Source organism: Bradyrhizobium sp. 4 (genome assembly GCF_023100905.1).
GTDB lineage: Bacteria > Pseudomonadota > Alphaproteobacteria > Rhizobiales > Xanthobacteraceae > Bradyrhizobium.
In genome coordinates this window covers 4,404,660-4,431,595 of the sequence record NZ_CP064686.1, presented here as the reverse complement: position 1 = coordinate 4,431,595, position 26,936 = coordinate 4,404,660, and the positions used below count along the sequence as shown (strand labels likewise).

The window sequence follows — 26,936 nt, the reverse complement described above, 5'->3', positions numbered from 1 at the left end:
CTCGCTTGTTGGGGCAGGGCCGACAATCTCGAGGATTCGGATGCGTGTATCTGGATTTCTTTTGCAGATGATTGGACTCTTGGGTTCGACTGCCGCGCTTGCAGCTGACGTGGATCTGAGGGACTTCAAGGCGGATCCGCCGCCGCTCGCTCCGCCTTCTTGGAGTATCGTTGGCTCGGTCTCACCAACCTTTACTGACAACGCCCTGTTCAGCCGCAACAATCGCAGATCAGATGCCTATTATGAGCCCGATATCAGCGCCAGGCTGGACGGCTATTTGACAGCAGACCTGTCGTATAGACTCTATGCGCGTGCGCAATACGAAGCTTACGCGACGGAGAAGGACAGCAATTTTGGGATCGCGCGCTTGGGTGGGCGGTTGACCCAAAATTGGAACGGCTGGAGATTCTCCGCGATCTACGAGAACCGCTACGACTTCGACGGCGTCTATCGCGACCTCGCGTTCACCTCGCATGACGTGATGGGTTCCGTGGCTCGTGACTTCCAGGTTGCGAATGTAACGCTGTCGCCATTGTGGCTGCTGACTTACCGCTTTTCTGATTTGGCCGAGGCCCGCCGCTGGCGCTTTGATGCCGTTCTTGGCATTGAGGTCAAACTCGATCCGAAATGGTCGATTGTGAGCGCGCCTTTGTTCGAAGCCTACTGGTTCACCGATGGATTGAATTCCGGGCGACGGGACCAGCTCTATTCGGCCGACTTAGGGTTGAAGTATAATTTTGCCAGCAATCTGTCGCTCACCACCACCGTGCTCTACGAAGCGCGGACGTCCAACGTTCCGCTGCGGAACTACAGAGATCTGCGGATCGGGCCGCGGCTCGATTTTGCCTTTTGAGAGGGTATCTGAGAATGCTTGCGAGACGCCTGTCCGTCCTGCTGGGAATGAGTTTCGGGATCATGGCGGCGAGCGCCGCAGCGGCGGATCCTCGTGACTCCGTCGACCGAAGCCAGCGTATGGACACCGACGCACTGAGGGATGACCTTGGGGAAAACCGACTTCGGGTGCCAGCGCATCCCCTGGTGATTGCGCCGCCGCCACAGAATCCTCCGATCTCTCGGCCGAAGAAGAAGTCCGGTCCTGCCGCCGGTAGTGGTGGATAATCCTTGTTGCGCTGCAGGTCGGCAGCTGTGCGACCTGATGCCGGCTGCCTTTCCTCATCTCTCGTCCCGTCGTTTGCAGCTTGAGCCAGTATGCGACGTTGTTCGCATGTCCGAACGACGAATGATCTCGTCATCATTGTCTCTTCTTTTAACAATAACTCGAAAACAAGCGGGACAAACTGGTACGCCGTTAGCTCATGCCAGTCATGCGCAGGTTTCGAAGTATTCGGAATTAACCCCTTGGTTGTATGAAAAACGAGGAGCATGATGCAGATCATCCCTTAGGGATGTTGTGTAGGTCGCGTCGTCTTGGGAGCGCTGAGCTGGTGATTAGCTAGGTCGATCATCACTCGCCCAAAGTTGGCTTTCAAGGCAGGCCAAAAAAGGGTGCCTGGAATGAAGCCGTACAGCCCGCGTGCGAGCTTGTTGAATTCACATGGCGCTCCGCAGCGCCTGCCTTTTGGGGAAGCCCGCAATCGCGCTGATCGAGGCCCTTGGAAAGATCTTCTTTTTGTAGTGCGCCCCGTGCGGGGGGGTAAATTCGCATACGATGGGATGGAGCGTGCCTGCGCGTCGCTTCTGCGACTGCCGTCGGGCAAAGTGTCTGGGCTCGCTATCTCTCAATGTTGGTCGAGCGAAGATTCTGAAAGCATTTGCGAGGTGTTGCGGACGTGCCTGGAAGAGAAGGTTGAGATTCGAACTCATCACCGCCTTGCGCTTGGCGGGCTTCGACGCCAGGTCGAAACGACCGTGTTCCCCGTTGTTGAATCCGAGGGAGTGATCGCTCTGCTCGTTGGTCGACATCGCATTCTTCCTGAGGAATCCGATGAATGCGATTCAGATGAACCGGCCGGGCTGGGTGACGATTTGGCTGCCATTCGGGAGGATATACAGCAGCGGATAGCCTCCGAGCTTCACGATTCGACATGCCAGCATCTTGTCGCCGCGAGTCTTGGGCTGGTGCGTATTCGCACCTGCGTCGGCCCGGCAAATGGTGTGGACAGACTTTGCGAGCTTGTCGATGCATCGATTGACCGTGCTCTGAGGGAGATCCGCTCCCTGACGTATTTAATGCATCCCCAGGACGTGGTGGCAGAGGGATTGAAGGCGACCATCGAGTGCTACGCCTGCGGCTTTGCGGCGCGGACGGCGTTGCGTGTCCAGACTGACGTCGACGCCGGCGTGGATCGGTTGTCATACGAGATACAAAGGTCGTTGCTGCGGGTCATTCAAGAAGGGCTCTCGAACATATTCAGGCACGCAAAGGCGACAGAGGTCAAACTGCTCGCCAAAGTGACAGGCGAGCAGTTTCAGCTGACAATAAGCGACAATGGAAGCGGCTTTCCGGCTCACCGTGCCAATCGGTTCGGAACGACCATGATGGGTGTCGGCATTCCCGCCATGAGATCAAGGCTTGCGCATCTTGGCGGCAGTCTCGAGATCCGATCCAATCCTGAAAGCTCCGGGACGATGTTGTACGCGGTATTCCCGCTGCCGAGTGAGGCAAAGCGGCGCAGGCGGCGCTTGCCCTTGCAATGATATAAACCAACGCAAGCGCTTGAACAGGTTTATTGACGATCGTCGCCCTCAGATGCGACCTTCGGGTCTGGCACTCGATACGGCGGCGTTCGAAGCAGGAGCGCGTGCTATGAAGCGAATCTTGATCGCGGATGATCATGAGGCCGTCCGTTCCGGTATCCGCGCGGTGCTTGCGCAACGTGCTGATTGGGAGGTTGTGGCGGAGGCGAGCGACGGCAAAAAGGCGATTGCTGCCGCGATCGAGAGCAAGCCGCACGTCGCTATCCTCGATTTTTCCATGCCGCGCATGACCGGAGTGGAGGTAACCCGGCGGATCAGGGAATTCTCGCTTCCCATCGAGGTTCTGATATTTACCGTTCACAACTCTGGCCTGTTGGCGCAGCAGGCCTATCTGGCCGGCGCCCGCGCGTTCTTGTCGAAGTCGGATGCGAGCAAGCTGCTGGTTGCTGCTGTCGAGTCGCTCCTGGTCCACAAATCATTCGGTATCGGGAGCGGGTTGGACGTTCTCGATGGCCAACCGGGTGGCGGAACTAGGCTGACCCCCCGCGAGCAGCTGGTCGTCAAGCTGGTTGCGGATGGCTATAGCAACAAGGGCATCAGCGCTATCCTGAACCTCAGCGTGAAGACGACAGAGGCTCACCGCGCCGCCGCGATGCGTAAGCTCGGCGTGAATTCGACTGCCGGCCTAGTTCGCTACGCGGTTCGCGCCAAACTGGTTGCCGACTGATCGACCACCATGCGGTGGGGACATCCGCGACCCTGTTTCAGGGTTTTGTCGGATAACTTTCCGAAAGATGGCCGATACAGTCGGCCGACTTGGCTGCCGGTCATCTCCGTTGATCGCCCGATAGGATCTGGGTCAACATGCGGGAGCGCCGCCGTGAAGCGCATCGTTATTGCGGATGATCATGAGGTTGTACGGTCGGGACTGCGCGCGATCGTCCAACTGCGCTCTGATTGGATCGTTTGCGGCGAGGCGTGTGACGGGGAGCAGGCACTAGCTATGGCGGTTGAGACGCGTCCGGACATCCTGATCGCCGACTACTCTATGCCCGTCATGAATGGGCTAGAAGTCAGCCGCCGCCTGGGTGCAATGCACATGCGCGTCGAAGTGTTAATTCTGACGATGCATGAGAGCGAGGAGCTGTTGACGGAGGCTATTCTGGCTGGCGTGCGTGGCTTTCTGTTCAAATCCGACGCGAAGGAGCACCTGTTGTCCGCCATCGACGCTTTGCTCGAACGCAGGCCTTACTTCACGGGCGTGTTGCTTGAGAAACTTCTACGCAACTATCAGATCAACAAGCAAAATAGATCGAGCGTACTGCTCACATCGCGGGAACAGAGTGTGGTCCAGCTCATCGCGGAGGGACATACGAACAAATCGATCGGTTGCATCTTGAAGCTGAGCGTAAAGACCGTCGAGACGCACCGTGCTGCGGCGATGCGCAAGCTTGGGATGTCCTCTACGGCGGAACTTGTTCGCTACGCGATCCGCAAGAAACTAGTCGAGCCATGAGTGTCGAGGGAGTCGTCTTGTTCGTCATCGACAACCGACGCGCATCTCGTCGTTCGAAACTAGCTTTCAGGCGCGACGTCCGAACAGTGAAGCAGGGCCTGACGCGGGGAGATAAATTGGCAGGGCTGTATTCGATACGACAGGCTTGCCCCGAGTGCGGCAGGCCGATGAGGGTTTTGCCCGACGAACCGGCGAGGGGGCCGCTGCGCTACACCTGCGCAAAATGCGACGACGACCCGTTGCGCGATCCTACGGCGCGCAACTGGGCGGACGGGCCGCTGCGCCCACCGGAGAAGTGAGCACGGCCAGCATTTCGATCTGACGTACGAGGTTATCCAGGCCTGATTGACCGCGCAGGCGCCGAGCCGCGAGACCATCTCGTCGGAACGGTTCATCCTCGGCGGCAGACATCATCGGGGGCAAAGCATGCCCGATCGCAACCTCAGAATCGGATTCAGAACGTCGATCAGCGCGATCTTCGTTGGAACCGTACTGTTCGTCGGACTGTCATTGGTCTACCTCAGTTTCGACCGGATCGATGCCATCGCCCGGGCGGCTGCCGCATCCTTCTTGGACACCGTCGCGCAGTTATCGGCCGACAGGATCGATGCTCAGTTCATGGCGGTCCGCAACGGCCTGGACATCCTGCATGATCTGCCTTCGGTCCGATCGGCCGCTGTCCGTGACAACCCCAGGCTCTACGCGCTGCTCGCTTCGATGCTCCGGAATAACCTTCACCTTTACAGTCTGTACGCCGGCTACGACGACGGCAGATTTGTGCAGATGGACTACCTCGAGCGGGGAGGAGAGGCCGCGCGCCTGCGGAGCGAGGCGCCAGAAGGGGCAAAATTCCGCCTGGTCGTGATCTCGGGTCCGGACGGCGCAGACTCGACCATCGATTTCCTGCGGGAGGATTTGACGACGATGTCACAGCGGCCAGGCCCTACCGACTACGATCCCCGCCGGCGGCCCTGGTACGCCGGAGCGTTCGAGAAGGACCTGCGGCCGCTGACGGAGCCCTACATCTTTTTCGCTATCGGCCAGCCTGGCTACACGCTTCGGATGCCGATTGCGGGCTCGCCGCGCGGTGTAGTCGCCGGCGACGTCCTGACAGGCGAGGCCGAAGCGCTGCTCCGGAGACAGCAACTGGGGCAATCCGGCACGGTCATCCTGTTCGATGACGAGAACCGCGTGCTGGCCCACCCGCAGATCTCGGAACTCATAGGGCGCACTGGCGGGACGGCCGGTGCGCTCTTGCTGCCGCATCTCGCGGACATCGATCGGATCGGGATCGCGAAAGCGGTAGATGCTTGGAGGACGACGGGCATCACCCAGCAGATATTCCAGGATTCAGGTGGGCGGGCTCATGCCGCCGCATTCCGCACCATCGCTTCGGCCGGGGCGGCCAATCTTCGACTTGCGGTGTCCGCGCCGATCGACGAATTCTACTCGGAGATCGAAGGCGAACGGCGGCGCCTGTTCGTGGCGGCGCTCGGCTTCGTCTTGGCGGTTCTGCCGATGGTGCTCTGGATGGGCGCGATGATGTCGAAGCGGATGAGGGCGCTTGCCATCGAAACCGATCGCATTCGGCACTTTGACGTCGCAGAGAGTCCGCGCATCCGATCGGTGGTGCGCGAGATCGACGATCTCGGCCACTCTGTTGCCGCCATGAAGAATTTGGTCCGCACATTCTCGAGTTTCATTCCGAAGCGCCTGGTCCGCCAACTGGTCGAAAGCGAAGTTCCCATCGAGCTCGGCGGCGAACGCCGGGAACTGACCGTAATGTTCACGGACGTCGAGAACTTCACGGGTCTCACGGAAACGGCCGAGCCCACCGGCGTGATGCGGACGACCTCGCGCTACTTCTCCGTGCTCTCCGAGGAAATCATGGCAAGACAAGGCACCGTCGACAAGTTCATCGGCGATGCCGTCATGGCCTTCTGGAACGCGCCGACTGACGACGAGCGGCACGTCTCCAACGCATGTTACGCGGCGCTTGCCTGCGTCAAAGCTAACGGCCGGCTGAATGCCGAATTCGCGGCCGAAGGTCTGCCTCCGTTTCGGACCCGTTTCGGTCTGCACGTCGGCGACGTTGTAGTCGGCAACATCGGCTCGCGCGACCGCATGAACTACACAGCTGTAGGTGCTTCCGTGAACCTCGCTGCGCGCCTGGAAGGGTTGAACAGGGACTACGGGACCACGATACTGGTTAGCGAGACCATCAAAGCGCGGGTAGAGGAAGAGTTTCTCTTCCGCAGCATCGATCGGATCAGCCCCAAGGGATTTTCCGCGAATTTTCAGGTGTACGAGCTCTTATGTGCAAGAACGGACGGGACGGACCAGCAACTGGCGTTGGTCGCGGATTGGGAGCGCGCATACGCGTCATCGGCTGGTACAAGGAAGCGAAAGGATAAAGAGTGGATGGAAGCCTTCTCGATGGCTCAGTCGACAACGCCCCGCTCGACATCATTCCAGCTGAATGGTTGGCAAAATGATTTTCGAGAGACTGAGAGACACGAATGAACATCCACGCTGTGATAACTGCACGCTCTACGATGCCGAGCAGACCGCGTATCAAGCCGATGATGTGCGCTCGTGTCCCATCTAGCGGAGAAGTCTTGCGGATCAATGGATCGAGCCGCTCGCGCAATTCGCGCGCCGTCGTCTCGGTGTAACCGGTACGCACCTTGCCGGCGTAGAGCAGGTTGCCGTTCTGGCGCCGGCGAGGAGGGCTAGGTTTCGCGCGGCAGGTGGGGTCCGACGCTCACGGACCAGGGCGAACAGCGCGCACCGGGCGAATGGCCGATCCAGACAAATAATCTCAGCGCCCGGGGCGAAGAGCAAGCGGGTCCTAGACATCGACACCCTTGCGCACAGGCGAGGCGAAATCGCGAAGCGGGCCGTCAAGAAACCCTGCTGCAGTTCGCTAACCGGGTCGTGAAGACAGCCGCGAGATCAGCCAAAGAGGAACCAAGCTGCGACAGCGATCACCGGAACCACTGCGACAGCGATGAGAAGAACAGGGGCTGGTTCATTCCCCTCGCGCGAATCGTTTGACATGCGTGCACCTGCTACTCGAGACGGTCAGGCCTGAAGACCTTTGCCGGCAAGAGCGCTCGTCCGGCTGGAAAGAAACGGAGGGTGGGGCAACGACGGTTCTCGAAGGTTCACATCGGCAACCCGGCACGGCCAGGAACGATCGGTCGGCGTACTGCTTTTCTGTTTGCGGACGGCCCAGACTTCGAAGCCACCGGGCAGTCGCAACGCGCCGCAGAAGGTTTGGCGCCGTCGGAACTGCGGAGTCACGAGGCGGGCGAAGCCCAGCACGAGCGGATGAACGGGCGCGGGCATGTCGCCACTCTCTTTCTTAGCCGTGCTGTTGTGCCTCGCGTCAGTGTTCGGGCTTCTGAACCGGCGTTTTCTACGCTTGCCCGGCACGATCGGATTGACGGTCGTTGCGCTTGTTGCCTCGCTTTTCGCGATCGGCTTAGGTGATCTATTTCCTTGGTTGAACCTACGCCTCGCCCTTCAGGACATTCTGGGGATTCGAGAGCTACCGGACACGCTTTTGAACGGCGTGCTGTGCTTCCTGCTTTTTGCGGGCACTTTGCAGGTCGACGTTTCCGCGCTGTGGTCCCGCAAGATCACCGTGTTCCTTCTGGCGACCGCCGCCGTAGTGATTGCGACGGTGCTGTTCGGATCAGGAATCTACGCCGCTTTCGCCCTGACGGGGGTGCGGATGCCATTCTCCTGGGCACTGGTGCTCGGGGCCATCCTTGCGCCAACCGATCCTGTTGCCGTCAGTGCCATCCTCGCACGCGTCGGATTGTCCAAGCAGTTGCAGGCCATCATGGCAGGAGAGAGCCTCTTCAACGACGGTGTGGCGGTGGTCCTGTTTCAGGCCGCACTGGCCTACGCGACTGGGAAGCAACCAACATTCGGCTCTATTGGCCTCGATTTGCTGCGTGAGATGGGCGGCGGCGTCATCGTCGGCGCCGCGAGCGGCTGGATCGCTTATCTGGCAATGAAGCGGATCGATGAATACCCGCTCGAAATCACGATCTCCCTGGCTCTGGCGAGTGGTTCTTATGCGCTTGCCAATGCGCTCGGCGCCTCGGGTCCGATCGCCGTGGTCCTTGCCGGCCTTCTGATCGGCAGTCGCGGACGGCGCAAAGCCATGAGTGAACAAACGCGCCGCAACCTTGCCCTGTTCTGGTCGGTTATCGACGAGATCCTGAACTCTCTGCTGTTCCTGCTGATCGGTTTCGAAATGCTCGGGCTGGCCCGTCTTGGAAGCTCGACCTTGTTGGTGATGGCACTCGCGATTCCCCTCAGCCTTGCCGTTCGCGCTGCCAGCATCGTGGGCACTGCGCTTTGGCTTCATGCCAGGAATCCGAACCGCTGGCCCGCAATTGTCATCCTGACCTGGGGCGGGCTGCGAGGAGGCGTGTCGGTGGCGTTGGCCCTGAGTACTGGCTCGAGCGAATGGAAGAGCGAGCTTCTGGCGATCTGCTACGCGGTTGTCGTGTTCTCGATCGTTGTACAGGGCCTGACGTTGCAGCGGGTCGTCGGGCTGACGCATTTCAAGGACCAGGTTCGGTGAAGTTTCCGCTCGATGGCGGTTGGGTCGAGCTCCCGCCGAGCCGAGCCATTGCAGGGACGCCGCCGCCCCTGCGCGTCGCGCAAATAGCAACCTTGTTTTCGGAGCGTCGTTGGGTTGGCACACACCACCAAGGAGGTTTGAATGAGGAAGACGGCTTTTGCTTTGGCCGCGATTGGCGCTCTGGGTCTGGGATCACTGGCGGCGCCAAGTCCGGCAGAGGCGCGGGGCGGCTTCGGTCCGGCGATCGGAGGTTTTGCAGCCGGTGCAGTCATCGGGGGACTTGCAACCGCCGCATATGGCGCAAGTCCTTATGGCTACTACGGCGATTATGGCCCGTACGCCGCGGTCGGCTACGCGCCGGCGTATGGCGGCTGGGGCTACGATGACGGCTTTGCCCCTGGCGATGGATACACGACCGTCGGCTACGGCTACGGACCTGCCTACTATGGATACCGTCGTGCGTTCCGTCCTGGCTATGCCTACTACGGCCGGCCGTGGGGTCATCGACACTGGCATCACCATTGGTGAGCGCGTTAAGTGCCCTGGCTTCGACGAGGCCAGGGCACGGCCCTAAAGATGAAGTGCGTTATTTCCGTTCATTCCAACTCGGAGGACGTCATGAAAGCTAAGTTAGCCATCGCTTTTCTGTTGTTCGCGTTTCTCCAGGTCCCGCCGGCCAATGCCAAGGGATGCATCAAGGGCGCCATCGCGGGCGGTGTTGCGGGCCATATGGCGGGGCACGGCAAACTCGGCGCCGCCGCGGGATGCGCGATCGGACACCATGAAGCGAACAAACAGAACTCCAACAACACGAATCCCAACAACTCGAACGCTCAAGCCCCGTCGGGCCAGAAGTAGCAAGCGTGGGCAATCAAGGCGGTGCAGGTCGAGCCGCAGTCGGCTTGGCCTAGCGTCGCAGGAAGCGGCTCCGACTGAGCGCCAGCGCCACGTTCCTGTATCGCTCCGGCAAGTCGCGACAGCGTTTTCCGATCCGGTGTGTTCGATCATACGATCGGGAAAACGTCTGGGGTGCAGCCCGGCAAGATGATCTCGACCACGCAAGCCGGAGTATACGCAATGCGCTTCCTTCCGACGGTAATGCACGGTGTTGCCGACTACGTGGTCGCGCTCGTCGTGCTCGGGTTGCCATACATCTATGGCATGCATGGCACGTCCAAGGCGTTCCTTCTGGTACTTGGGGCGGCGGCGCTGTTTTACAGTCTGCTGACCGAGTACGAGCTCGGCCTCCTGCCTGTCATTCCGTTTCGAATCCACCTCGCTCTCGACAAGCTGTTCGCGGCCCTCATGCTTGTTGGCAGTGTGCTCATCCCTTTTCCGCAGAATAGCCGGCTTGTGGTCGGCGGCCTCGGTGTGCTCTCCTTCCTGGTCGTCGTCTCGACCAGAAGAAATGGAGGCGAACGAGCCCCGACAAACTTGACCTGATGCAGGAGGACGGAGGGCATCCCGCCCGAGAAGGCTCCCGGATCTTTGCCTCGGCAATATCCAGCCGCTAAAAGACCTGCCGAACCCGACCTGCTCAGCGAAGCCGCCAATAACATCCGCGCCGTCCAAGCTGTTGTTTTGGGTGCCAAGAGTGATTGTCGTCGGCGAGCGGCCGGTTAGGCGCACCGTAAGTAACGGCCGCTAGGGCTTGCTATTCTGCTCCAGATTGGAGGGCTTCGGTTCATCTGCTCTGGCATTCCCGGTTGCGCGATCGTTTGTGCTTCCGCCTCCCGTTCCGATAGCGCCTTGGGTGACACCGGGTCCGATTGGCGGGCGCCGTACCTCCCGGCTGCAGCCCGAGCTAATGCCCGACGAGCCTGTAGGCTCGGTTCCCGTGTTTTTCATGCTGCGGCTCCGTTGGAATCCATTGAGTGGGTGTGCTCGCCAGTGCCCTTGCGCACGCGACCGGCGCGATTAACAAAAATCTTCGCGGCGCATGGTCGTTCCTTTCGGACATCACGTGCATGGCACGCTGACAGCGGTCTTCAACTTAAGTTAGGGTTTTGCTTTGGAGCGGTTAGCGGTCGGAGCTTCTGTCGGTCCGGACGTGTTCGCGAATTGAACCTTCGTGACTAATTCGCGTTGGCACGGGAACCGCGCTCCTTAGAAGAAGCTCACGAGAATATCTGCAGGGCGATCGCGGATTGGTTCGCCCCGGCTGATCAAGTCTGACAGCTGCCAACCGTTGAGGACCACATGTTGGTTCAACCCGAGTTCAGAGCGTGGGCCCTCGGCTTCGCAATCGCTGTTCTTGCTCCGCCTGCATGTGCACAGAGCCCGGCGCCCGGTCCCGTTGCGGTCGGCGTCGTCCAAGCCACGCGACGCCCGATGACGGAGACTGAACAATTTCTGGGCAGGGTCGAAGCGGTTCGCCACGTTGACGTCGTCGCCCGCGTAACAGCCTTCCTCCAAAAGCGGCTGTTTACGGAGGGCGACGAGGTCAAGAGCGGTGACAAGCTGTATGAACTGGAGAAAGGGCTGTTTCAGGCAGACCTTGCTTCGAAGCAAGCGGCAGTCGCGCAGCTGCAAGCGACATTGGAGAATGCGAAGCTCACCACCGAACGGGCCCGCACCTTGCTCAGCGGCCCCGCTGGCTTGCAGTCCAACTATGACGCAGCGATTGCAAACCAGCGCAGCCTGGAAGCCCAGGTGCAAGCGGCACAGGCACAAGTGGAGGCGTCCCAGATCAATCTCGGCTATACGGATATCAGCTCGCCGATCGAGGGAAAGATCGGGCGCAGCGCGGTGACCGAAGGAAATGTGGTGAGCCCTTCGTCCGGCGTGCTCACGACCATCGTCAGCCAAGACCCCATGTACGTCACCTTTCCGGTGTCGGTGCGGGAAGCGCTGATCCTCCGAGACCGCTATGCGCCGCGAGGCGGCTTCAATGCCGTCGTCATTCGCTTGCAATTGCCGAACGGGCGGATGTACGGCACCACCGGCCAGCTCAATTTCGCCAACAACACCGTCACAGCCAATACCGACACGATTGTCCTGCGGGGTGAGATCGCCAATCCGCCGAACCAGGAGGTCAAGGGCAGCGGAACGCCCATCCGCGAGCTGTTCGATGGTGAGTTCGTCACGGTTCTGCTCGAAGGCGTGCAGCCGATCGAGGTGCTCGCGGTGCCGCGCGCAGCTGTGCTATCCGACCAACAAGGCAGCTACGTTTTTGTTGTCGGCAAAGACGACACGGCAGAGCAGCGCCGAATCCAGCTCGGCCAGTCCACCCCGACGCTGGCCGGCGTCATCACCGGTCTGCAGCAAGGCGACAGCGTCATCGTCGAAGGCTTGCAGCGCGTTCGGGCGGGAGCGAAAGTGGCGCCAGGAGCGCCCAGCGCGCAGCTTCAGGCTCTGATGAAAGGAACTGAACCGGCGGCAGTCGAGGGCAGTAGCGCAGCTAGCGGGAACTCGCCGGGAGCCGGACCTGCTGTAGGAAGTTCGACGACGGTCGGCACTGCGGCCAACCCGGCGCAAAAGGACAGCGCCGGTCCATCGCGCAATCCGGATGGCGGACGCTGACATGATCTCCGCCGTCTTCATCGACCGCCCACGACTTGCCATCGTGATTGCGTTCGTCATCACGATTGCCGGGGCGTTGGCCCTCTCGCGCATCCCGGTTGCACAATTCCCCGACATCGTGCCGCCGCAGGTGACCGTATCCGGCGTCTTTCCCGGTGCTTCCGCCGCGGTAGTCGAGTCGAGCGTTGCTCAGCCGCTCGAAGCCCAGATCGTCGGGGTCGACCAGATGCTCTATATGAGGTCGACCAGCGGCAGCGACGGCAGCTACAGCCTTACGGTATCGTTCGCACTGGGAACCGACCCGAACATCGACACCGTAAATGTCAACAATCGCGTGCAGACGGCGCTGTCCCAGCTGCCCTCCGAGGTGCAGGCGCAGGGATTGACGGTTCAGAAGCGCTCATCCGCGGTTCTGCAGTTCATGGTCCTTTACAGCGAGAACGGCCAGCAGGACCCGCTGTTCATCACCAATTACGCGATCATCAACCTGCTCGATGCCATTTCAAGAACGCCGGGCGTCGGCCAGGCCAATCTGTTCGCTCGCATGAATTATTCGATGCGGATCTGGTTCGACACCCAACGGCTGACCAGCCTGAACCTCGCGCCGAGCGATGTGATCAGTGCGATACGCGCACAAAGCGTGCAAGCGCCGGTGGGGCGTATCGGCGCACGTCCCATCAGCGACCAGCAGCAATTCCAGTTCAACGTTCAAACGCAGGGACGTCTCGCCTCCGCCGAGCAATTCGGCGATATCGTGCTGCGGGCCAATCCAGACGGTTCGGTGCTGCGGATACGGGACGTCGCGCGCGTCGAGATAGGTGCGCAGAATCTCGACAGCGAGGCCAGGATCGATGGCAAGCCCGGTGTGCCGATCGGGATTTATCTGGCGCCTGGAGCCAACGCTGTTACGACTGCGAATGCGGTGCAGGCTACCCTGGACCGGCTGTCAGCCCGGTTCCCTGAAGGGCTGAGATATCAGGTGGTGCACGATTCGACGACCTTCGTTCGCGACACGATTGGTGAAGTGCTGCGGACGTTGGCGGAGGCTTTCGTTCTGGTCGTCATCGTTGTCTTCCTGTTTCTCGGCAATCTCCGTGCGACCATCATTCCGGCCGTCGCGGTACCCGTCAGTCTGATCGGTGCTTTTGCCGTTCTTCTCGTTCTCGGTTACTCGGCAAACACAGTGTCGCTGCTTGCACTTGTGCTAGCGATCGGGATCGTCGTCGATGATGCGATCGTCGTCGTCGAAAACGTCGAGCGCGTGATGGCGGACGAGCCGGAGCTTTCGCCGGCCGAGGCAACGAAGAAAGCTATGGACCAGATCACCGCGCCCATCATCGCGATCAGTCTGGTACTCCTTTCGGTCTTCGTGCCCATCGCATTCATTCCCGGTATTTCAGGGACGCTATTCCGCCAATTCGCGGTGACGATCAGCGCTGCGATGACCATCTCCGCGATCAATGCCCTGACGTTGTCTCCGGCACTCTGCGCGCTGTTTCTGCGCCATACCGGGCCACGCCGCGGGATTATGGGGCGCGTGCTCAGCAGAATTGATTGGGTGAGGGACCGATACGCGGGTGGAGTGCGGTGGCTCCTGCGTATGGCCATTGTCTCTGTCCTCCTTGTCGCACTCGGCGGCGCGGGCGTATTCGGTCTCTCGTTGGTCACGCCGACAGGCTTTCTGCCCGAGGAGGACCAGGGAGCGTTCTTCGTGATGGTGCAGCTGCCGGATGGCGCCTCAGTGCCCCGGACCAGCGAGGTCACGGGCGAAGTCGAGAACAAGCTGCGCCAGCTCGAAGGAGTCGATCATGTCCTGTCGATCATCGGCTTCTCCCTGCTTGATGGCGGCGCGGAGCCGAATGCTGCGCTGCTCGTGGTGCGCCTGAAGCCGTTTGCGGAGAGGGAAGGCGTCGCCCAATCTGCCCAAGCGCTGATCGCGAAGACCTTTGCGGCAGGCAGCCAGATACGGCAGGCCAACGTGCTCGCCTTCAATCTGCCGCCGATCATCGGACTATCGACCAGTGGCGGCTTCGAATACCAGCTGCAAGCGCTGGAGGGCCAGGATCCCACGGCCATGAACGGCGTCATGAACGGTCTGATTGCCGCAGCGAACCAGGACCCGCGTCTGACCCATGTGTTCTCGACCTTTTCGGCGAATAATCCCTCGATCTATCTCGAGATCGACCGCGCCAAGGCCGAGGTCCTCGGGCTTAGCATGAGCGACATATTTACCGCTCTGCAGTCGACGCTCGGAGGGGTCTATGTGAATAACTTCAACCTGTTCGGCCGGACTTGGCAGGTGAACGTGCAAGGCGAGGCGAAGGACCGGGCCGACATTTCCGCGCTCTGGCAGATCTACATCCGCAATGCACGCAACGAGATGGTCCCGCTGCGCTCGATCGCGAGTGCCAAGATCGTACAGGGGCCGCAGGTTATCAGCCGCTACAACAACTATCGTTCGATCACGATCAACGGTTCTCCCGCGGGAGGCGTCTCGACCGGCACAGCGATTACGGCGATGCAGGATATATCGAGCAGGACCTTGCCCGCGGGCTATTCTTACGAATGGACCGGCACGGCGTTCCAGGAGCAGCAGGCGTCTGGGCAGACCGGCGTTGTCCTGAGCTTGGCCGTCCTGTTCGCTTATCTCTTCCTGGTGGCGCTTTACGAAAGTTGGACGATCGCGGTGCCAGTGCTGCTGTCGGTCGTGGTGGGCGTGCTCGGATCCTATGTGGCCCTCATCGTGGCACGGCTCAATGTCGACCTTTATGCCCAAATCGGCCTTGTGGTCCTGATTGCGCTGGCAGCCAAGAACGGCATCCTGATTGTCGAATTCGCCAAGGAGCAACGCGAGGCTGGCGTATCGGTCGTGGACGCGGCTGTTCTCGGCGCGCGCATGCGCTTCCGCGCAGTCATGATGACTTCGATCGCCTTCATTCTCGGGCTGGTTCCACTCGTCTTTGCGACGGGGGCTGCCGAGCTGAGTCGCCGCGCCGTGGGAACGGCGGTGTTCGGTGGGATGCTCGCCGCGAGTTCGATCGGCATCTTCCTGATCCCAATGCTTTACGTGTCCTTTCAGCACATGCGGGAGTGGGCAAAGGCCCGACTGAGCGGGAACCGGAGTAGGCCGCAGGCAGCCGAATAGGCGGAGATCCGCGTGACCACCTTGTTGGTCGCGCAGTTTCTTCATGCACCAGGTGCAACAGCGAGAGTGCAAGCCAATCTCGGTCTCGGGCGATGGTGCGGAGCAGCGCAGCGATTTCATGATCAAACATTGCGAGCCCTCGTGCGCCATGTCGCGCTGGTAGGTCCTGCTCGGACAGCAAGCATGCACTCTCCAAATTGGCTGTGCATGCGTTTCAGGGCACGGGGCGCAGTCCACCCCTCAGTCCCGGAGCGGCCCAGCCTAAGTAGCTTCGCCCGGCCTGGGACCGCCTGCTTCAGGAGAGCGCCAGGTGCTTAAGACGCGTTCTCGCGTTCGCTCGCTATCGGGAAATGGACCGATGCACCGCACGCTCGACGCAGAAACGCCCCGGTCCATCCCAGGGCTTTGACCTCTACGATTGATCCTCGATCAGTACTTCGCGATGACCGGGCCGCCCCATCGGTAGTTCAGGCGGAGCAGGGCAATGTCCACGTCCTGACCAGTCCGTTCTCGACGGCACTGGTCGAGCGACTGCCGACGCCGGGACTCGATCTGCGCAAAGCGTTCGGCTTCGTCCGCGACGACGTCTTGAAGAACACCGGCTACAAGCAGGAGCCTTACGTCTATGGCTCTCTCGGCGGCGACGATGTCCCGCTTGTGCCGGCGAAGCCTGCCGCCACGGGACCGCAGGCGAGCCCGGATAGTGAAATCCGGCGCGACTACGAGCTGGCGCTTCAGCTTGGCACCCGGGATGTCTGGACGGCCTTTCTCAATCGTTACCCGAGCGGGTTTTACACCGATCTGGCAAAGGCCCAGCTCAACCGGATTGCGGCGGAGGAGGCGCGTGCGGCAGCAGCGGACAAAGCTCGCCAGGCCGAGGACGAGAAGGCCCGGCTCGCGGCCGACCGAGCGAAAAAGACCGAGCAGGACAAAGCGGCAGCCGCCGCCAAGGTCGCGGAGGATACTCGTCTGGCCGCCGAGGAGGCCAAGCAGATCGAGGAGGCGAAAGCAGCCGCCTCCGAGCAGCGGAGAAAGGATGCGGAGGCCGCCGTCGCCAAGGCGGTCGCCGACAAGCAGGCCGCCGAGAAAGCCCTTGCCGACAAAGTCGCCAGCAACAAGACCGCGGCCGAACTAGCCGCGAAGCAGAAGGCCGATAAGAAGGCGCAGGTCGAGAGCGAGCAGAAGGTCGCGGCAATCGCGCCGACCTCCCCAGAGCCGAGTTTCTCCCCTCAGGAGACAGTAAAGCTGGTGCAATCGGAGCTACGTCGCGTCGGTTGCCTCTCCGCCGCTGCGGATGGCGACTGGAGTGCATCGTCGCAGCGGTCGCTCTCGACGTTCAACAAGTACGCTGGCACAAAGTTCGACGCCAAGCTCGCGAGCTTCGACGCCCTCGAAGCCATCAAGGCCAAGGCCGGTCGAGTCTGCCCGCTAGTCTGCGACCACGGTTTCAAGGCTGACGGCGACACCTGCGCAAAGATTGCCTGTCGGGCCGGCTTTCGCGTCAACGACGACAACGAATGCGAGAAAGTACAAGACAAGAAGCCGGTCGCGAAACGCCAGGAACAAGAGCGGGATCGAACAGAGCGTGCCAAGAGCGACACCACGCCGCCAAAGCCGCAAGCTACAGGCCAAATCATTTGCGGAGACCAAGGCAACTGCCGAGCGGTTAGAAAGGGGTGCAGGCTTGAAATTCGTTCAGGCTGGGCCGGTGGAGGAACAGGTGGCGGCAACGCAGAAATCTGCAATTGAGAACTCAGCTAGTGAGATGCTGCCCGCCGGCTCTTCTCGGAGATGATGTGGGCCCCCTGGCTCAGGTCCGCGATGCGGTGGCGAGTGGAATGCTAAGGCGCCCGCTTGTGCGGGCCTCGCGATCGAGACGCTGCGGCAGCCTTGGAGAGCCGTTAGCCCCAACGGCCCGAAAACTTATGCAAACGCAGCGAGCCAGGAAGATCGTCAGTCTGGAACTCCGCTCCCGACCCGGCGCGGTGAGCGGCCCCAGCAGAGATTGCCACCCAAGGCCTCCAAGTGCTGGGGCCGTTTCTTTTCAGGAGAGCACCCCGCCGCTGGCTGATAGAGGCGGCGTTCTCGTCTGAACTGGTGCTTCATTCGGCCGCCCGCAGACCTTGCTGAGTGGGCTCGTAGCGCTGGCCATGCTGTTCGAGCCAGCCGCCTTCGACCATCTTCCGCGCCAGCGACATTGTGCATACCGGCTGACTGCCGCCTGGGTGATACAGGCCGTCGCTGCGCTGGATCAGATAGCCGTAGACCCGCGCTAAACGCAGCGGCTTGATCATGCCAGGAAAGAGAATGATGGAGCTGTCCGACATCGCTTTGCCCCAAGCGGCGGCTCGCATTATCGTTCCGAGTTCTTGGCTACCAACCAGTCCAGGACGCGATCAAGGATCGTCGGACCTCATATGTGAATGTGCGACTCGACGGAGTGTAACAGGCTGGCAACCGGTTGGAGGCCGCTGGGGCAATGGATCAGTCGCGTTACCCGCTTGTGAGACGGTGGACGCCGCAAGAGCACGCACGCCTCCTGGAACTGGCGGCAGCGGGGAGCCGACCGGACGAAATCGCCCGCGCGCTGGGCAGGACAGAACCGGCCGTACGAGTCCGCGCACATCTGCATAACATTCCACTGCGGCTAGTGACCCAGAAGCGGCGCAGCTCAGGCGAGCAGTCGGCGGTGTCCTGGCGCAGCAGTCAGGCTGGGCTTACTCTTGCGCTCGCCTCTCCGACCGCCTGCGATCCAGTGCCGCGTGGTCTCGAACAGGGCGATAATCGATCCGAACATCGTCAGGCCGATGGCCGCCATGAGGATCATCCCAAGCACGACTCGCTCCGCAGACAATCGATCTAGAGGCCTAATGGGCCGACCGTACGCTCCGCGAGGTGGAGGCGGCTCCCTGCAACGGCCTCACTCCACGGGAGGGAGGAACGCTACACGGCGGGCGCGATCCCACAATTCAACCGCCACGCCGTCCACGTATCGTTGCGCCTCGGCAATGGCGGCTTGGTCATCGTCGCCCAAGATTACCTCGGGCGGTCCCAGAATGTGTCCCTCTTTGTCCACCCGATAAAGGCGATATTCAGCCATAGCCCCCGTATCCGACGTGTCACTCGGGATCGCTTATCACCTTACCGTTTCTGACCCCGCAATCTCATTTGAGACTCCAGACGAAATAAATATCTCAGATGCAACCAGCACCAATTGAGCTGGCCTTACTATTGATCCTCCGGGTGCAGTTCGAGCTTTTGCGCTTGGTGCTCCTGCACCAATTGGGTGATCGCCTCCATGGTCGCCTGGTCGGTGACCCATTTCGAGAGCGCCTGGAGGTGTTCGATCTTGCCGTCCAGCTCAATGCACTTGTCGCACATGGCTGCCCCTCCTGCTGCACCATCAAGTGACACAGGTTCATTTCGGTTCCGGCGTAGGGAACAACCCTGCGATGCGCGAGAACGGCACCCCGCATCTTCATGCGGGCAGGACGACAGCGGCTATGGTGGGCTCGCTGCCCGGCCTGACGTCGGCACCACGCTTTCCACACGCCTTGCAGACGAAGCGGGGTTCAAGATCGGAGAACCTGACCTCATCTGCTCACTGGTCGACGACCTCGCGGCCGAGGATCACGTTGTGGCTGTCGTTGTGCAGGCAGAAGACGATGAGACCACGAACGCCGGCCGCGCGCATCTCGCCCAGCGTGATCTTGACGGGGCGGCCGTCAGGCAAGTTGCGGTACCGGCATCTGACCAGAAGGGCCGCACACGACCGCGACTCGGATAAGTAACTTAGGTGATCGGTGCCCGCCGACCGCCAATAACATCACTTACGAACTCCCGCCGGCTCCCAGGTCGGCGGGCCTATTTTTGAGCGCTTTATGCAAGGCAGGAAACAATAGCCAGCACGACATCCGCGCCGAGGTCGCCAGAGTACATTGAGAACAGAAATCCTGCACCGAGAGCGACTGCAACCAATTTAAGTATGATCATTTTGAAATCCACATCTTCAAACACGAGGCAATGTACGCTCGGCCTGTTTCTGGCGTGCTTCGCGCAATCAACAGATGGTTTCGTTCACCGGCTCGTTACCAAGCGGCGGCGTAGAGGCTCCGCTGGTCCACCAAGAGGGCGCAAACTTTAGTCGCAGTCCCAGTGATCCTGAAGGTCTGATTGGTCGTTTCAGTTCTGGCGGGTCCTTGGCGTGACACCTAAGAGCCTCCTCCTTAGCCTCATGCCATCCATCCGCGCGGCCCCTGTCTGAACCGACAGGGGCCGTTTAGTTTCCCAAGAACTTAGCCCCAGGACGTCTGGCCGCTGTCTCTCGATAACGGGCGAACGCGCGGGCCTGCTCAAGTGCTTCAGCGCCGGTCAGCCGGTCAGGCCCGAGCCGCCGTCCGGCGACGTCGTCCCAGTAAAAATAAACGCGCGGCCGGCCCTCGTCGAAATAGACTTCGTAGCTGCCGGTTTGAGGCACAGCTTCGTGTTTGCGGATGCGGACCGAGACCATGCCGGCATCAAAGCGCCGCGAGGCACCGCTGGCAAATGACCGATTGGTAGGAGGTCGGAACGGTGTCGAGCTACTGCGTGTGGTGGGTGTGGATAAGGGCCGTGAACGGAGGCGGTCTCAATCGAGAGCGACAACATCGACCCGCCGACACGGGAAACACCTGTAGGCATAGACGGCGGGTAGGTTCACAATCTCTGGCAGCAAGGCACGGTAATCCATCGGCCGTCTGCACTTCATGCAGATCAAGATGGGGTGGCTGTCCTTGTCGGGTCCGCGTCTCATTCCCAAGCCGGTTGGATCGCAGCGACATAGCTTTGGCGGTTCCGGGGCGCATCTCCGGCGGACTACCGAGAACTATCGGAATTTGACGCCGGTTGGTGAACTGAGAGAGGCCGCCGACTGAGGCGGCGTTACACGGGAGCGCCAGCATTGAAAAAAGCTTCGATCAAATTGGTCGTCTGCCTCTTGGGAGCAATTCTTCCGTCAGAAGGCAGCTTTGCCCAGCCAGCGTGCGGTCCGGGTTTCGTTATCCGCGTGGTTCGGTCTCCGGACGGCAGAGCATCCACGACATCGTGCGTTAAGCTGCCAAACTCACACCCCGGCGCTGGCGGGCCTCGGGATACAAAACAAACTAGGTCACTCCCAAAATCAGACTAAGCCACCGAGGATGGAAACAGGCCAGCCCCCGACTTATGAGAACAGAACCCCACTTGGGCACGAAGGGTTGCGAGAGGCCGGCGTGGTGGGCAGTGACGGGCTCGAACCCGGCGACATCTCAACTGCTCCAGAGACCCCGGTAGACGTCCGAGTTGTTCGCGTGGCCGCGATTGGAGCCTAAGGCAGGTGTGAGGGGCAGCACCGGGCCGCATGCACATTTCCACAAGTACCGGTCGGCCGGATTGCCGAACAGCAGTTGCCAAAGGATATGAAAAACACTGCGATCTCAACGGGGGGTAAATCAGGCCGTTTGCAAAAATAGCTTGTGAAATCAATTTTCTACCTTAGTCTGGGAGATTAGGGGTCGGAGGTTCAAATCCTCTCGCTCCGACCAATTGTTCGTAGGCTTGGCTGAGCACACGCGCGAAAAGCATCGCAACGGATGCATTGTCTGTTGGCCATCTGGCCTAGGGCTCGCCCGGCGACAATGGGAGCACAGAAGTGCCCGACGAGCCGATGACCCTCAAGTTCCGCTGTCCGCCGGGTCTTGAAGACAAATTGCCGCCACCGGTCCCTGCGAGTTTAGGCCTGCCAGCCTGGCTGAAGGCGATGCCGACGCAGGCCTTCAACGCGATCAATCAGCGCGAGGAGGATACGGTCAAGCGGTGTCCTCCGGTCGTCGATGCCATGACGAGCGGCTTCCTGATCCCATTGATGTGCGATGTCAGGTTTGAGAACGGGGAAATTTCCTGGGACAATGAGCTGCCAGCCGGTGGTGAGCTCGATTTCCCGCGCTCTCCCGTGGGATTTCACGACTCGAGTCAGGTCACGGGATCGCCGTTGTTCGAGCCGGACCGGCTTCTCATCAAGTTTCGTAACCCATGGCTGATCGAAGCGCCGGAAGGCTATTCGGTTCTGTTCATGCATCCGATCAATCGGTTCGATCTGCCCTTCACGACGCTCACCGGCCTCGTCGATTGCGATCGATATCGTGACAGTTGGATCCATTTCCCGGTGCACTGGCACGACGTGAATTTCAACGGCGTGCTGCAGAAAGGGACGCCGATCGCGCAATGCATGGCGGTGAAGCGGGAAACCTGGGTCGCCCAGACCGCACCACTGACTGCAGAGGAGATGCGACGGGTGTTCGAGGTGACGAAGTCGGTCGCGCAGGAGCCTGGCGCCTATCGACGGCAGTTCCGTGCGTGAGCCGTATTACGGCACCTCGCCTTGCAGAAACTTCTTGAGCGAGCTCGGGCGGAAGAAGAAGCGGCCGTGCGATGAATGGGCAAGCGTGTAGGCGGCTTGTGCCAGCATTCGAGGGCGGCCTTGTAAGGCCGAACGAAGGCTCGCCTCGCCCGCTTCGCGCTCACCCAACTCGAATAGGCAAGCCGCGAGGTTGGCCCGTGCCATGGCATCGTCAGGGCGCAGCGCCAGCGCGAGCCGGTACATCTCTGCGGCTGCGGCATAATCACCGTCCTGGCGCAGCACGCGTGCAAGTAGGGTCGAGATATCAGGACGCCCAGGCGCGGCCCCGTGAGCCTTGACGAGAATCGCGCGCGCCTCACCGCGCGTATTGCCCTCGAGATACAGGCGCGCAAGATCCAGTTGCAAGTCGATGCTTTCCGGCGCGAGCGCGAGAGCGTTGCCGATCACCGCGATAGACTCATCGAGGCGCCGATCCTTGGCAAGCTGGCCGGCGAGTTCCTGGAACGCCGGCAGGAAAGGCGGGCGACGCGCCGCGGTCCGGCGCAATTGTTCGACGGCTTCCGTGCGACGTCCGGCTTCGCCCAAGGCCGCGCCAAGCAGAGTTTCAATGCCCGGATCGCTCGTGCGGCGCGCCGCCTTGTCCAAGGGCAGGATGGCCTCCGCTGCGCGGTTCTGAGCGAGCAAGGCGCGGCCGAGAACCCATGTCGCGACGATATCGTTCCGGCTCGTCTTCAAGACTTCGGCTGCAAGCCGCTCAGCCTCGGCGAAATTCTGCATCCGCAGCGCGAGTGTGGCGCGCTCGCGCAATTCGGCCTGTTGAGGTCCGCGGCTGGGGGGAAGAACAGGGCGCTTCGACACCGGGCTCGCAATCGACGATAATCGAGGCGCCAAGTATGGCCTCGGCCCCAACGTCGGGCAACCGCTATTCGCGTTCGCGCGCTGTCGCCGGATGGGCGGCGTGCGCGTGCGATCATCTTGCGAGCAGTGGCTTAAGGGAAGATGTGATTGTCACAAAGCGCGCCGCCGCAATGGGGCCGGCGCTGTCGATGCCCGCGCGGAAAGACCATGCGGCCTCCGGGGCGTTTCCTCGTTGGTAGTCTTGGTCCGTCGTCTTGGTATCAGTAGTTTTGCGGGACCTTAGGCGTGGCCCTTGATCTCGTAGTGACCCGGAACGCATTTGTAGCGATCGAGCCGCCAGTTGGCGTGGTAGATCGGATGCTCGCCCATCCATTTCGCCAGGGGGGCCTGTGCGCCGATCGCACACTGCATCATCGACATCTCGGGCGTCATGTTGCTGTCGGTCACGATTTCCTCGATGCAACTGCCTGAGCTGGCTGCACTCAGCCGGCAGAGCACGGCAACGACGGTCACGAACATTCCAGTCACCTCATCGGTAGTTTCTGACCACGAAGAGGATGCAAGCGGAGTGCCAGAGCCTGTGACGCAAACAACACGCTGGCCTGGCCGACTCGACCCAGCGTCCGGACTCCATTTAGCGATTCGGATTGTAAAAAAATTGCCCTTAAACCGAAGCCGGGCAAATACGGGGAACCGGCAGGGCCGAGTCGCAGGGATGATCGATTGTGGGGGCAGCGCCGCGCCGGTGGCGCTTCACAGGCCGCGCGCAGCCGGTAGGCTCGGAGGGACCGTGGCCACCCGCCAAAAGAGCGGGGCCGCCACAAGGGATATGGAAACGCGAGGGCAGACCATGAAGGCACGACCGACCGGCGTGATTCCGCCGATGACGACGCCGTTCCGGAAGGATGGCGAGATCGACTACACTCTTGTGGCGCCCCAGGTCGACTGGATGATCGGCGCCGGCGCGCACGGCGTCGCAGCCGGCGGCTCGACCGGCGAGGGGCACACGCTCGATCATGAGGAATATCGCGACCTGATGGAGGCGACGGTTGCGGCGGTGAATGGGCGCATTCCCGTGATCGCCGGCATCATCGTCGATTCCACGCGCGATGCGATCCGCCGCGGCAAGCTGGTGCGTGACATGAATGTCGCCGCGCTCCAGGTCACGCCGGTGCATTACCTGTTCAAGCCGGACGACGAGGCGATGGTGGCGCATTTCCGCGCCATGGCTGATGAGACCGGCATGCCCATCATCATCTACAACGTGGTGCCGTGGTCGTATCTGTCGCCGGCGCTGCTGACGCGGATCATGACCGAGGTGCCGCTGGTGGTCGGCGTCAAGCAGAGCGCGGGCGACCTGAAGCTGTTCGCGGACCTCATGATGATGGCACCGGACAAGCTGATCTACAGCGCGGTCGATGCGCTGATGTATCCATCCTACACATTGGGGGCGCATGGTTCGATCGCCGCGATCCTGACCGCGGCGCCGCATGCCTCCGTCGCGCTGTGGGATGCGGTGAAGGCGGGTGACCATCCGCGCGCGCTCGACCTGCACAAGAAGCTGCTGACGCTGTGGAACGCTGTGATCGCCGACAATCTGCCGGCCTGCACGCGCTATGCGCAGACGCTGCAGGGCCTGCCCAGGACTCATCCGCGCGCGCCGATGCCGGAGGCATCGCCCGTGCAGCAGGCGGCGATCCGCAAGGCGCTGGACGGGCTCGGCGCGTTGAACGGGCGGCGCGTCGAGGCGGCCGAATAGTCCGCGCGTCGAAATTCCTGATGAACATGGCAGCGCCGATCCGCTTTTACCTGCGGATGCGGCGCTGCTACATTTCGTGCGCGCTCCGATACGCGCGGCGCTAGCTGTGAAGAAACATACCGACAAGGGGAGGGGCCGAAAGTCCCATGAAGGATTTTGCAGGAAAGATCGCCGTCATCACCGGCGGTGGCACGGGAATGGGACGCGAGCTCGCGCGGCAGCTCGTCGCCGAGGGCTGCAATGTCGCGATGTGCGACGTCTCGGAAGCCGCGATGGCCGAGACCAAGCGGCTGTGCGAGGTCGAGAAGCTGCCGCAGGGCCTGCGCGTCACGACCCATGTCGCCGACGTCTCGATCGAGGATCATCTCAAGCGATTCCGCGACGAGCTTGCCGAGCAGCAGAAGACCGACCGGATCCATCTTCTGTTCAACAACGCCGGCATCGGTGGCGGCGGCAGCCTGTTCACCAACACCCGCGAGCAGTGGGAGCGCACCTTCAACATCTGCTGGGGCGGGGTCTATCTCGGCGTCCGCACCTTCCTGCCGATGCTGGTCGCAGCGGACGAGGCCCACATCGTCAACACCGCGAGCGTCAACGGCTTCTGGGCCTCGATCGGCATGAACCAGTCGCACACCGCCTACAGCTCGGCGAAGTTCGCCGTGAAGGGGTTTACCGAAGCGCTGATCAACGACCTCCGCCTGCACGCGCCGCATGTCAAATGCTCGGTGGTGATGCCCGGCCATATCGGCACATCGATCGTCTCCAATTCGCGCAAGGTGCAGAGCGCCGATGGTTCGGAGCGGCTCAATGCAGACGAGGTCGCGCTGACCCGCAAGCGCATGGTCGCGGCCGGTGTGCCGGATGCCGACAAGATGTCGGATGAGGACATCCAGGCGGTGTTCACCGAGCGCGCCCGCAGCTTCCTCGAGGATGCGCCGACGACGGCGGCGCAGGCCGCCAGGATCATCCTCGACGGGGTCAAGGCGGAGCAATGGCGCATTCTCGTGGGCGAGGATGCAAGGCGCCTTGACGAGCGCGTGCGCGCCACACCGGAGCAGGCCTACGACCGCGCCTTCTACGAAAGTTTTACGCAGGAGGTCGGTTGGCGGCTCGGCTGAAGCGGGCGCCGAGCGCGCGCGGATATAGGTATGATGAGCATCATGGCAAGAGGCGCGCAGGCAATTTCGCGTGCCACCTCTTGCCAGTCTTCTTGAGGGTGTTCGATCACTCATGACGAACAGGAATGTCACGCATGCGACACGTCCCTGCGTTCAAGCGATGGTGATCTCCAACGGCTCTCATTCGGCGCACGGCAGCTTGGTCAGGGAACCAAAATAGTTTAGTCAGTCATGTGTAAGGCGATGACCAGAGCGTAGCTCCCGATGATACCCGCATGCCTCTCCGACGACTGGACCCTTTGCCCGGAGCGAGAGGACATCTCCGCTGAGTTCACGCGGCTCCTCACCGCGGCCCAGGAGGGCGGCGCCACGATCGCCGAATGCCTGATGATCGCGCGGCAGCTGAAGCGGGGCGAAGACCAGTCCTGGCATCGCGAGTGGAAGAATCTGGCGCAGGCCAATCGGCTTCGTGCCGAGGCCGCGTTCGCGGAAGGTCACAGGGCGACCGCGCAGCGCAACTGGCTCCGCGCCATGAATTACTACAGCGCGGCCGCGATGCCGCTCGATCAAGCGGACGAGCGCCGCTGGGTCGCGGTCCTCGCGATGCAGGATTGCGCCCGCCGCTTCCTCGCCGCGCGCGATCCGGCCGGCGAAGTCATGACGATACCCTGGCTCGACGGCCATTCGTTGCAGGGCTATTTCCTGCCCGCGCCGTCGGGACGCGTGCGAGCTCCGACCGTGATCTGCATCGGCGAACCCGGCCACCGCAAGGAGGAATTTCTGTTCAAGCTCGCGCCCCATGCGCGCGAGCGCGGCTTCTCGCTGCTAGCGCTGGACCTGTTCGGCGACCAGCGCGACGATCATCTCGACGCGCTGTTGCGGCGCCGCGATCTCGAGAGCGCGATTCCGTGCGTGATGGACTATCTGGAGACGTGCAGCGAGGTCGATTTCGCACGTGTCGCGATCGTCGCCGATGGCTGGGGCTCTTCCTTCGTGGCGCGCGCGGTGTTGCAGGAGCCGCGGCTTGCCGCCGCCGTCTGCGATGGCGGCCTGTGGGACCTGCACGAACGGGCGTTCTTTGCCAGCCGATTCGCGATGAGCGACGTCAGCATCGTTCCGGTGCCGCATGCGCCGCTGATGGCCTCCAGCGCCGACTGTCCGGTGCTGATCACGCTCGGCGAGGACGGCTGGCTCAAGGCCGATCGGGCGCGTCAGATCGTCCAGACGTCCCGGCTCGGCAGTTCGGATGTCATGTTGAAGGTATTCACCGCGGCCGAAACCGGCGCGGCGCAGGCCCATGCGGACAATCCGAGCCTTGCCAATGAATACATCTTCGATTGGCTCGAATCGCGGCTCGGCGCCGCGGGGCGCATCTGAGGAG

At 61.6% G+C, this 26,936-nt stretch carries 24 protein-coding genes, 1 tRNA gene and 2 pseudogenes; 17 read left to right on the top strand and 10 right to left on the bottom strand.

Annotated elements, in window-relative coordinates; translation table 11 throughout:
- The first annotated feature begins 40 nt into the window (after positions 1-40).
- The 5 genes from IVB45_RS20775 to IVB45_RS20755 all read left to right on the top strand — a co-directional run bounded on the left by IVB45_RS20775 (position 41) and on the right by IVB45_RS20755 (position 6,697).
- Positions 41-853, top strand: coding sequence for an outer membrane beta-barrel protein (locus IVB45_RS20775; RefSeq protein WP_247356203.1), 813 nt, complete (start codon positions 41-43; stop codon positions 851-853).
- A gap of 662 nt (positions 854-1,515) precedes the next feature.
- Positions 1,516-2,658 (top strand): ATP-binding protein, encoded by a 1,143-nt coding sequence (locus IVB45_RS20770; RefSeq protein ID WP_247356204.1) that lies wholly within the window; start codon positions 1,516-1,518, stop codon positions 2,656-2,658.
- A gap of 109 nt (positions 2,659-2,767) precedes the next feature.
- Positions 2,768-3,385, top strand: a complete 618-nt coding sequence (locus IVB45_RS20765; protein WP_247356205.1) for a response regulator transcription factor — start codon at positions 2,768-2,770, stop codon at positions 3,383-3,385.
- Between the two features lie 153 nt (positions 3,386-3,538).
- Complete coding sequence (locus tag IVB45_RS20760; RefSeq protein ID WP_247356206.1) at positions 3,539-4,174, top strand: response regulator transcription factor; 636 nt, start codon at positions 3,539-3,541, stop codon at positions 4,172-4,174.
- A gap of 345 nt (positions 4,175-4,519) precedes the next feature.
- Positions 4,520-6,697: an adenylate/guanylate cyclase domain-containing protein gene (locus IVB45_RS20755; protein ID WP_247356209.1), complete on the top strand. Its 2,178-nt coding sequence runs from the start codon at positions 4,520-4,522 to the stop codon at positions 6,695-6,697.
- 82 nt (positions 6,698-6,779) lie between these two features.
- Here the strand turns inward: IVB45_RS20755 and IVB45_RS39090 are convergent.
- A pseudogene (locus IVB45_RS39090) lies at positions 6,780-6,878 on the bottom strand (hypothetical protein); the annotation flags it as partial.
- Positions 6,879-7,258: 380 nt separating this feature from the next.
- The gene (locus IVB45_RS20750; protein ID WP_247356211.1) at positions 7,259-7,525 is read right to left on the bottom strand and encodes a hypothetical protein; all 267 of its coding nucleotides are present in this window, start codon (positions 7,523-7,525) and stop codon (positions 7,259-7,261) included.
- On the opposite strand from IVB45_RS20750, the gene IVB45_RS20745 reads away from it, so the two are divergent.
- From IVB45_RS20745 to IVB45_RS20715, 7 genes and pseudogenes are all read left to right on the top strand, one after another.
- Positions 7,524-8,777: a sodium:proton antiporter gene (locus IVB45_RS20745; RefSeq protein ID WP_247356213.1), complete on the top strand. Its 1,254-nt coding sequence runs from the start codon at positions 7,524-7,526 to the stop codon at positions 8,775-8,777. The genes IVB45_RS20750 and IVB45_RS20745 overlap by 2 nt on opposite strands.
- 141 nt (positions 8,778-8,918) lie before the next feature.
- The gene (locus IVB45_RS20740) at positions 8,919-9,305 is read left to right on the top strand and encodes a hypothetical protein (RefSeq protein ID WP_247356215.1); all 387 of its coding nucleotides are present in this window, start codon (positions 8,919-8,921) and stop codon (positions 9,303-9,305) included.
- A gap of 90 nt (positions 9,306-9,395) precedes the next feature.
- The gene (locus tag IVB45_RS20735) at positions 9,396-9,635 is read left to right on the top strand and encodes a hypothetical protein (RefSeq protein ID WP_247356217.1); all 240 of its coding nucleotides are present in this window, start codon (positions 9,396-9,398) and stop codon (positions 9,633-9,635) included.
- 219 nt (positions 9,636-9,854) lie between these two features.
- On the top strand, positions 9,855-10,220 hold the full coding sequence (locus IVB45_RS20730) for a hypothetical protein (RefSeq protein ID WP_247356218.1): 366 nt from the start codon (positions 9,855-9,857) through the stop codon (positions 10,218-10,220).
- Between the two features lie 801 nt (positions 10,221-11,021).
- Positions 11,022-12,299 (top strand): efflux RND transporter periplasmic adaptor subunit, encoded by a 1,278-nt coding sequence (locus IVB45_RS20725; RefSeq protein WP_247356389.1) that lies wholly within the window; start codon positions 11,022-11,024, stop codon positions 12,297-12,299.
- Position 12,300: 1 nt separating this feature from the next.
- Complete coding sequence (locus IVB45_RS20720; protein WP_247356219.1) at positions 12,301-15,444, top strand: multidrug efflux RND transporter permease subunit; 3,144 nt, start codon at positions 12,301-12,303, stop codon at positions 15,442-15,444.
- A gap of 501 nt (positions 15,445-15,945) precedes the next feature.
- A pseudogene (locus IVB45_RS20715) lies at positions 15,946-17,193 on the top strand (caspase family protein); the annotation flags it as partial.
- Positions 17,194-17,546: 353 nt separating this feature from the next.
- Here the strand turns inward: IVB45_RS20715 and IVB45_RS20710 are convergent.
- The 6 genes from IVB45_RS20710 to IVB45_RS20685 all read right to left on the bottom strand — a co-directional run bounded on the left by IVB45_RS20710 (position 17,547) and on the right by IVB45_RS20685 (position 19,954).
- A complete protein-coding gene (locus tag IVB45_RS20710; RefSeq protein WP_247356220.1) occupies positions 17,547-17,771 on the bottom strand; it encodes a hypothetical protein in 225 nt (74 codons plus the stop codon).
- Positions 17,772-18,115: 344 nt separating this feature from the next.
- The gene (locus IVB45_RS20705) at positions 18,116-18,280 is read right to left on the bottom strand and encodes a hypothetical protein (protein WP_247356221.1); all 165 of its coding nucleotides are present in this window, start codon (positions 18,278-18,280) and stop codon (positions 18,116-18,118) included.
- Between the two features lie 84 nt (positions 18,281-18,364).
- Entirely contained in the window at positions 18,365-18,544 is a 180-nt protein-coding gene (locus IVB45_RS20700; RefSeq protein WP_247356222.1) for a hypothetical protein, read from the bottom strand.
- 128 nt (positions 18,545-18,672) lie between these two features.
- Entirely contained in the window at positions 18,673-18,825 is a 153-nt protein-coding gene (locus tag IVB45_RS20695; RefSeq protein ID WP_247356223.1) for a hypothetical protein, read from the bottom strand.
- Positions 18,826-19,045: 220 nt separating this feature from the next.
- Positions 19,046-19,177, bottom strand: coding sequence for a hypothetical protein (locus tag IVB45_RS39085; RefSeq protein WP_346015281.1), 132 nt, complete (start codon positions 19,175-19,177; stop codon positions 19,046-19,048).
- 546 nt (positions 19,178-19,723) lie between these two features.
- Complete coding sequence (locus tag IVB45_RS20685; protein ID WP_247356224.1) at positions 19,724-19,954, bottom strand: hypothetical protein; 231 nt, start codon at positions 19,952-19,954, stop codon at positions 19,724-19,726.
- A gap of 947 nt (positions 19,955-20,901) precedes the next feature.
- Between IVB45_RS20685 and IVB45_RS20680 the strand changes: the two genes are divergently transcribed.
- Both IVB45_RS20680 and IVB45_RS20675 read left to right on the top strand, forming a co-directional pair.
- A tRNA-Leu gene (locus IVB45_RS20680) sits at positions 20,902-21,005 on the top strand.
- Positions 21,006-21,127: 122 nt separating this feature from the next.
- Complete coding sequence (locus tag IVB45_RS20675; RefSeq protein ID WP_247356390.1) at positions 21,128-21,820, top strand: hypothetical protein; 693 nt, start codon at positions 21,128-21,130, stop codon at positions 21,818-21,820.
- Between the two features lie 6 nt (positions 21,821-21,826).
- On the opposite strand, the gene IVB45_RS20670 is transcribed toward IVB45_RS20675, so the two are convergent.
- Both IVB45_RS20670 and IVB45_RS20665 read right to left on the bottom strand, forming a co-directional pair.
- Positions 21,827-22,627 (bottom strand): tetratricopeptide repeat protein, encoded by an 801-nt coding sequence (locus IVB45_RS20670; protein ID WP_249800018.1) that lies wholly within the window; start codon positions 22,625-22,627, stop codon positions 21,827-21,829.
- Positions 22,628-22,957: 330 nt separating this feature from the next.
- Entirely contained in the window at positions 22,958-23,197 is a 240-nt protein-coding gene (locus IVB45_RS20665) for a hypothetical protein (protein ID WP_007611067.1), read from the bottom strand.
- 331 nt (positions 23,198-23,528) lie between these two features.
- Here IVB45_RS20665 and IVB45_RS20660 point away from each other — a divergent pair, with 331 nt between their 5' ends.
- The 3 genes from IVB45_RS20660 to IVB45_RS20650 all read left to right on the top strand — a co-directional run bounded on the left by IVB45_RS20660 (position 23,529) and on the right by IVB45_RS20650 (position 26,932).
- Positions 23,529-24,437: a dihydrodipicolinate synthase family protein gene (locus IVB45_RS20660; protein ID WP_247356226.1), complete on the top strand. Its 909-nt coding sequence runs from the start codon at positions 23,529-23,531 to the stop codon at positions 24,435-24,437.
- 146 nt (positions 24,438-24,583) lie between these two features.
- Complete coding sequence (locus tag IVB45_RS20655) at positions 24,584-25,555, top strand: SDR family NAD(P)-dependent oxidoreductase (RefSeq protein WP_027567249.1); 972 nt, start codon at positions 24,584-24,586, stop codon at positions 25,553-25,555.
- Positions 25,556-25,819: 264 nt separating this feature from the next.
- Positions 25,820-26,932 carry an alpha/beta hydrolase gene (locus tag IVB45_RS20650; RefSeq protein ID WP_247356228.1) on the top strand — a complete coding sequence of 371 codons (1,113 nt, stop codon included), beginning with the start codon at positions 25,820-25,822 and terminating at the stop codon, positions 26,930-26,932.
- The last annotated feature ends 4 nt before the right edge of the window (positions 26,933-26,936 follow it).

Bases quoted from the DNA above. Each gene is read 5' to 3' on its own strand.
- IVB45_RS20775 (WP_247356203.1), top strand. From the start codon at position 41: ATGCGTGTATCTGGATTTCTTTTGCAGATGATTGGACTCTTGGGTTCG.
- IVB45_RS20770 (WP_247356204.1), top strand. From the start codon at position 1,516: ATGAAGCCGTACAGCCCGCGTGCGAGCTTGTTGAATTCACATGGCGCT.
- IVB45_RS20765 (WP_247356205.1), top strand. From the start codon at position 2,768: ATGAAGCGAATCTTGATCGCGGATGATCATGAGGCCGTCCGTTCCGGT.
- IVB45_RS20745 (WP_247356213.1), top strand. From the start codon at position 7,524: ATGTCGCCACTCTCTTTCTTAGCCGTGCTGTTGTGCCTCGCGTCAGTG.
- IVB45_RS20750 (WP_247356211.1), bottom strand. From the start codon at position 7,525: ATGCCCGCGCCCGTTCATCCGCTCGTGCTGGGCTTCGCCCGCCTCGTG.
- IVB45_RS20740 (WP_247356215.1), top strand. From the start codon at position 8,919: ATGAGGAAGACGGCTTTTGCTTTGGCCGCGATTGGCGCTCTGGGTCTG.
- IVB45_RS20735 (WP_247356217.1), top strand. From the start codon at position 9,396: ATGAAAGCTAAGTTAGCCATCGCTTTTCTGTTGTTCGCGTTTCTCCAG.
- IVB45_RS20730 (WP_247356218.1), top strand. From the start codon at position 9,855: ATGCGCTTCCTTCCGACGGTAATGCACGGTGTTGCCGACTACGTGGTC.
- IVB45_RS20720 (WP_247356219.1), top strand. From the start codon at position 12,301: ATGATCTCCGCCGTCTTCATCGACCGCCCACGACTTGCCATCGTGATT.
- IVB45_RS20710 (WP_247356220.1), bottom strand. From the start codon at position 17,771: ATGTCGGACAGCTCCATCATTCTCTTTCCTGGCATGATCAAGCCGCTG.
- IVB45_RS20700 (WP_247356222.1), bottom strand. From the start codon at position 18,544: ATGGCTGAATATCGCCTTTATCGGGTGGACAAAGAGGGACACATTCTG.
- IVB45_RS20695 (WP_247356223.1), bottom strand. From the start codon at position 18,825: ATGTGCGACAAGTGCATTGAGCTGGACGGCAAGATCGAACACCTCCAG.
- IVB45_RS20685 (WP_247356224.1), bottom strand. From the start codon at position 19,954: ATGGTCTCGGTCCGCATCCGCAAACACGAAGCTGTGCCTCAAACCGGC.
- IVB45_RS20675 (WP_247356390.1), top strand. From the start codon at position 21,128: ATGACCCTCAAGTTCCGCTGTCCGCCGGGTCTTGAAGACAAATTGCCG.
- IVB45_RS20665 (WP_007611067.1), bottom strand. From the start codon at position 23,197: ATGTTCGTGACCGTCGTTGCCGTGCTCTGCCGGCTGAGTGCAGCCAGC.
- IVB45_RS20660 (WP_247356226.1), top strand. From the start codon at position 23,529: ATGAAGGCACGACCGACCGGCGTGATTCCGCCGATGACGACGCCGTTC.
- IVB45_RS20655 (WP_027567249.1), top strand. From the start codon at position 24,584: ATGAAGGATTTTGCAGGAAAGATCGCCGTCATCACCGGCGGTGGCACG.
- IVB45_RS20650 (WP_247356228.1), top strand. From the start codon at position 25,820: ATGATACCCGCATGCCTCTCCGACGACTGGACCCTTTGCCCGGAGCGA.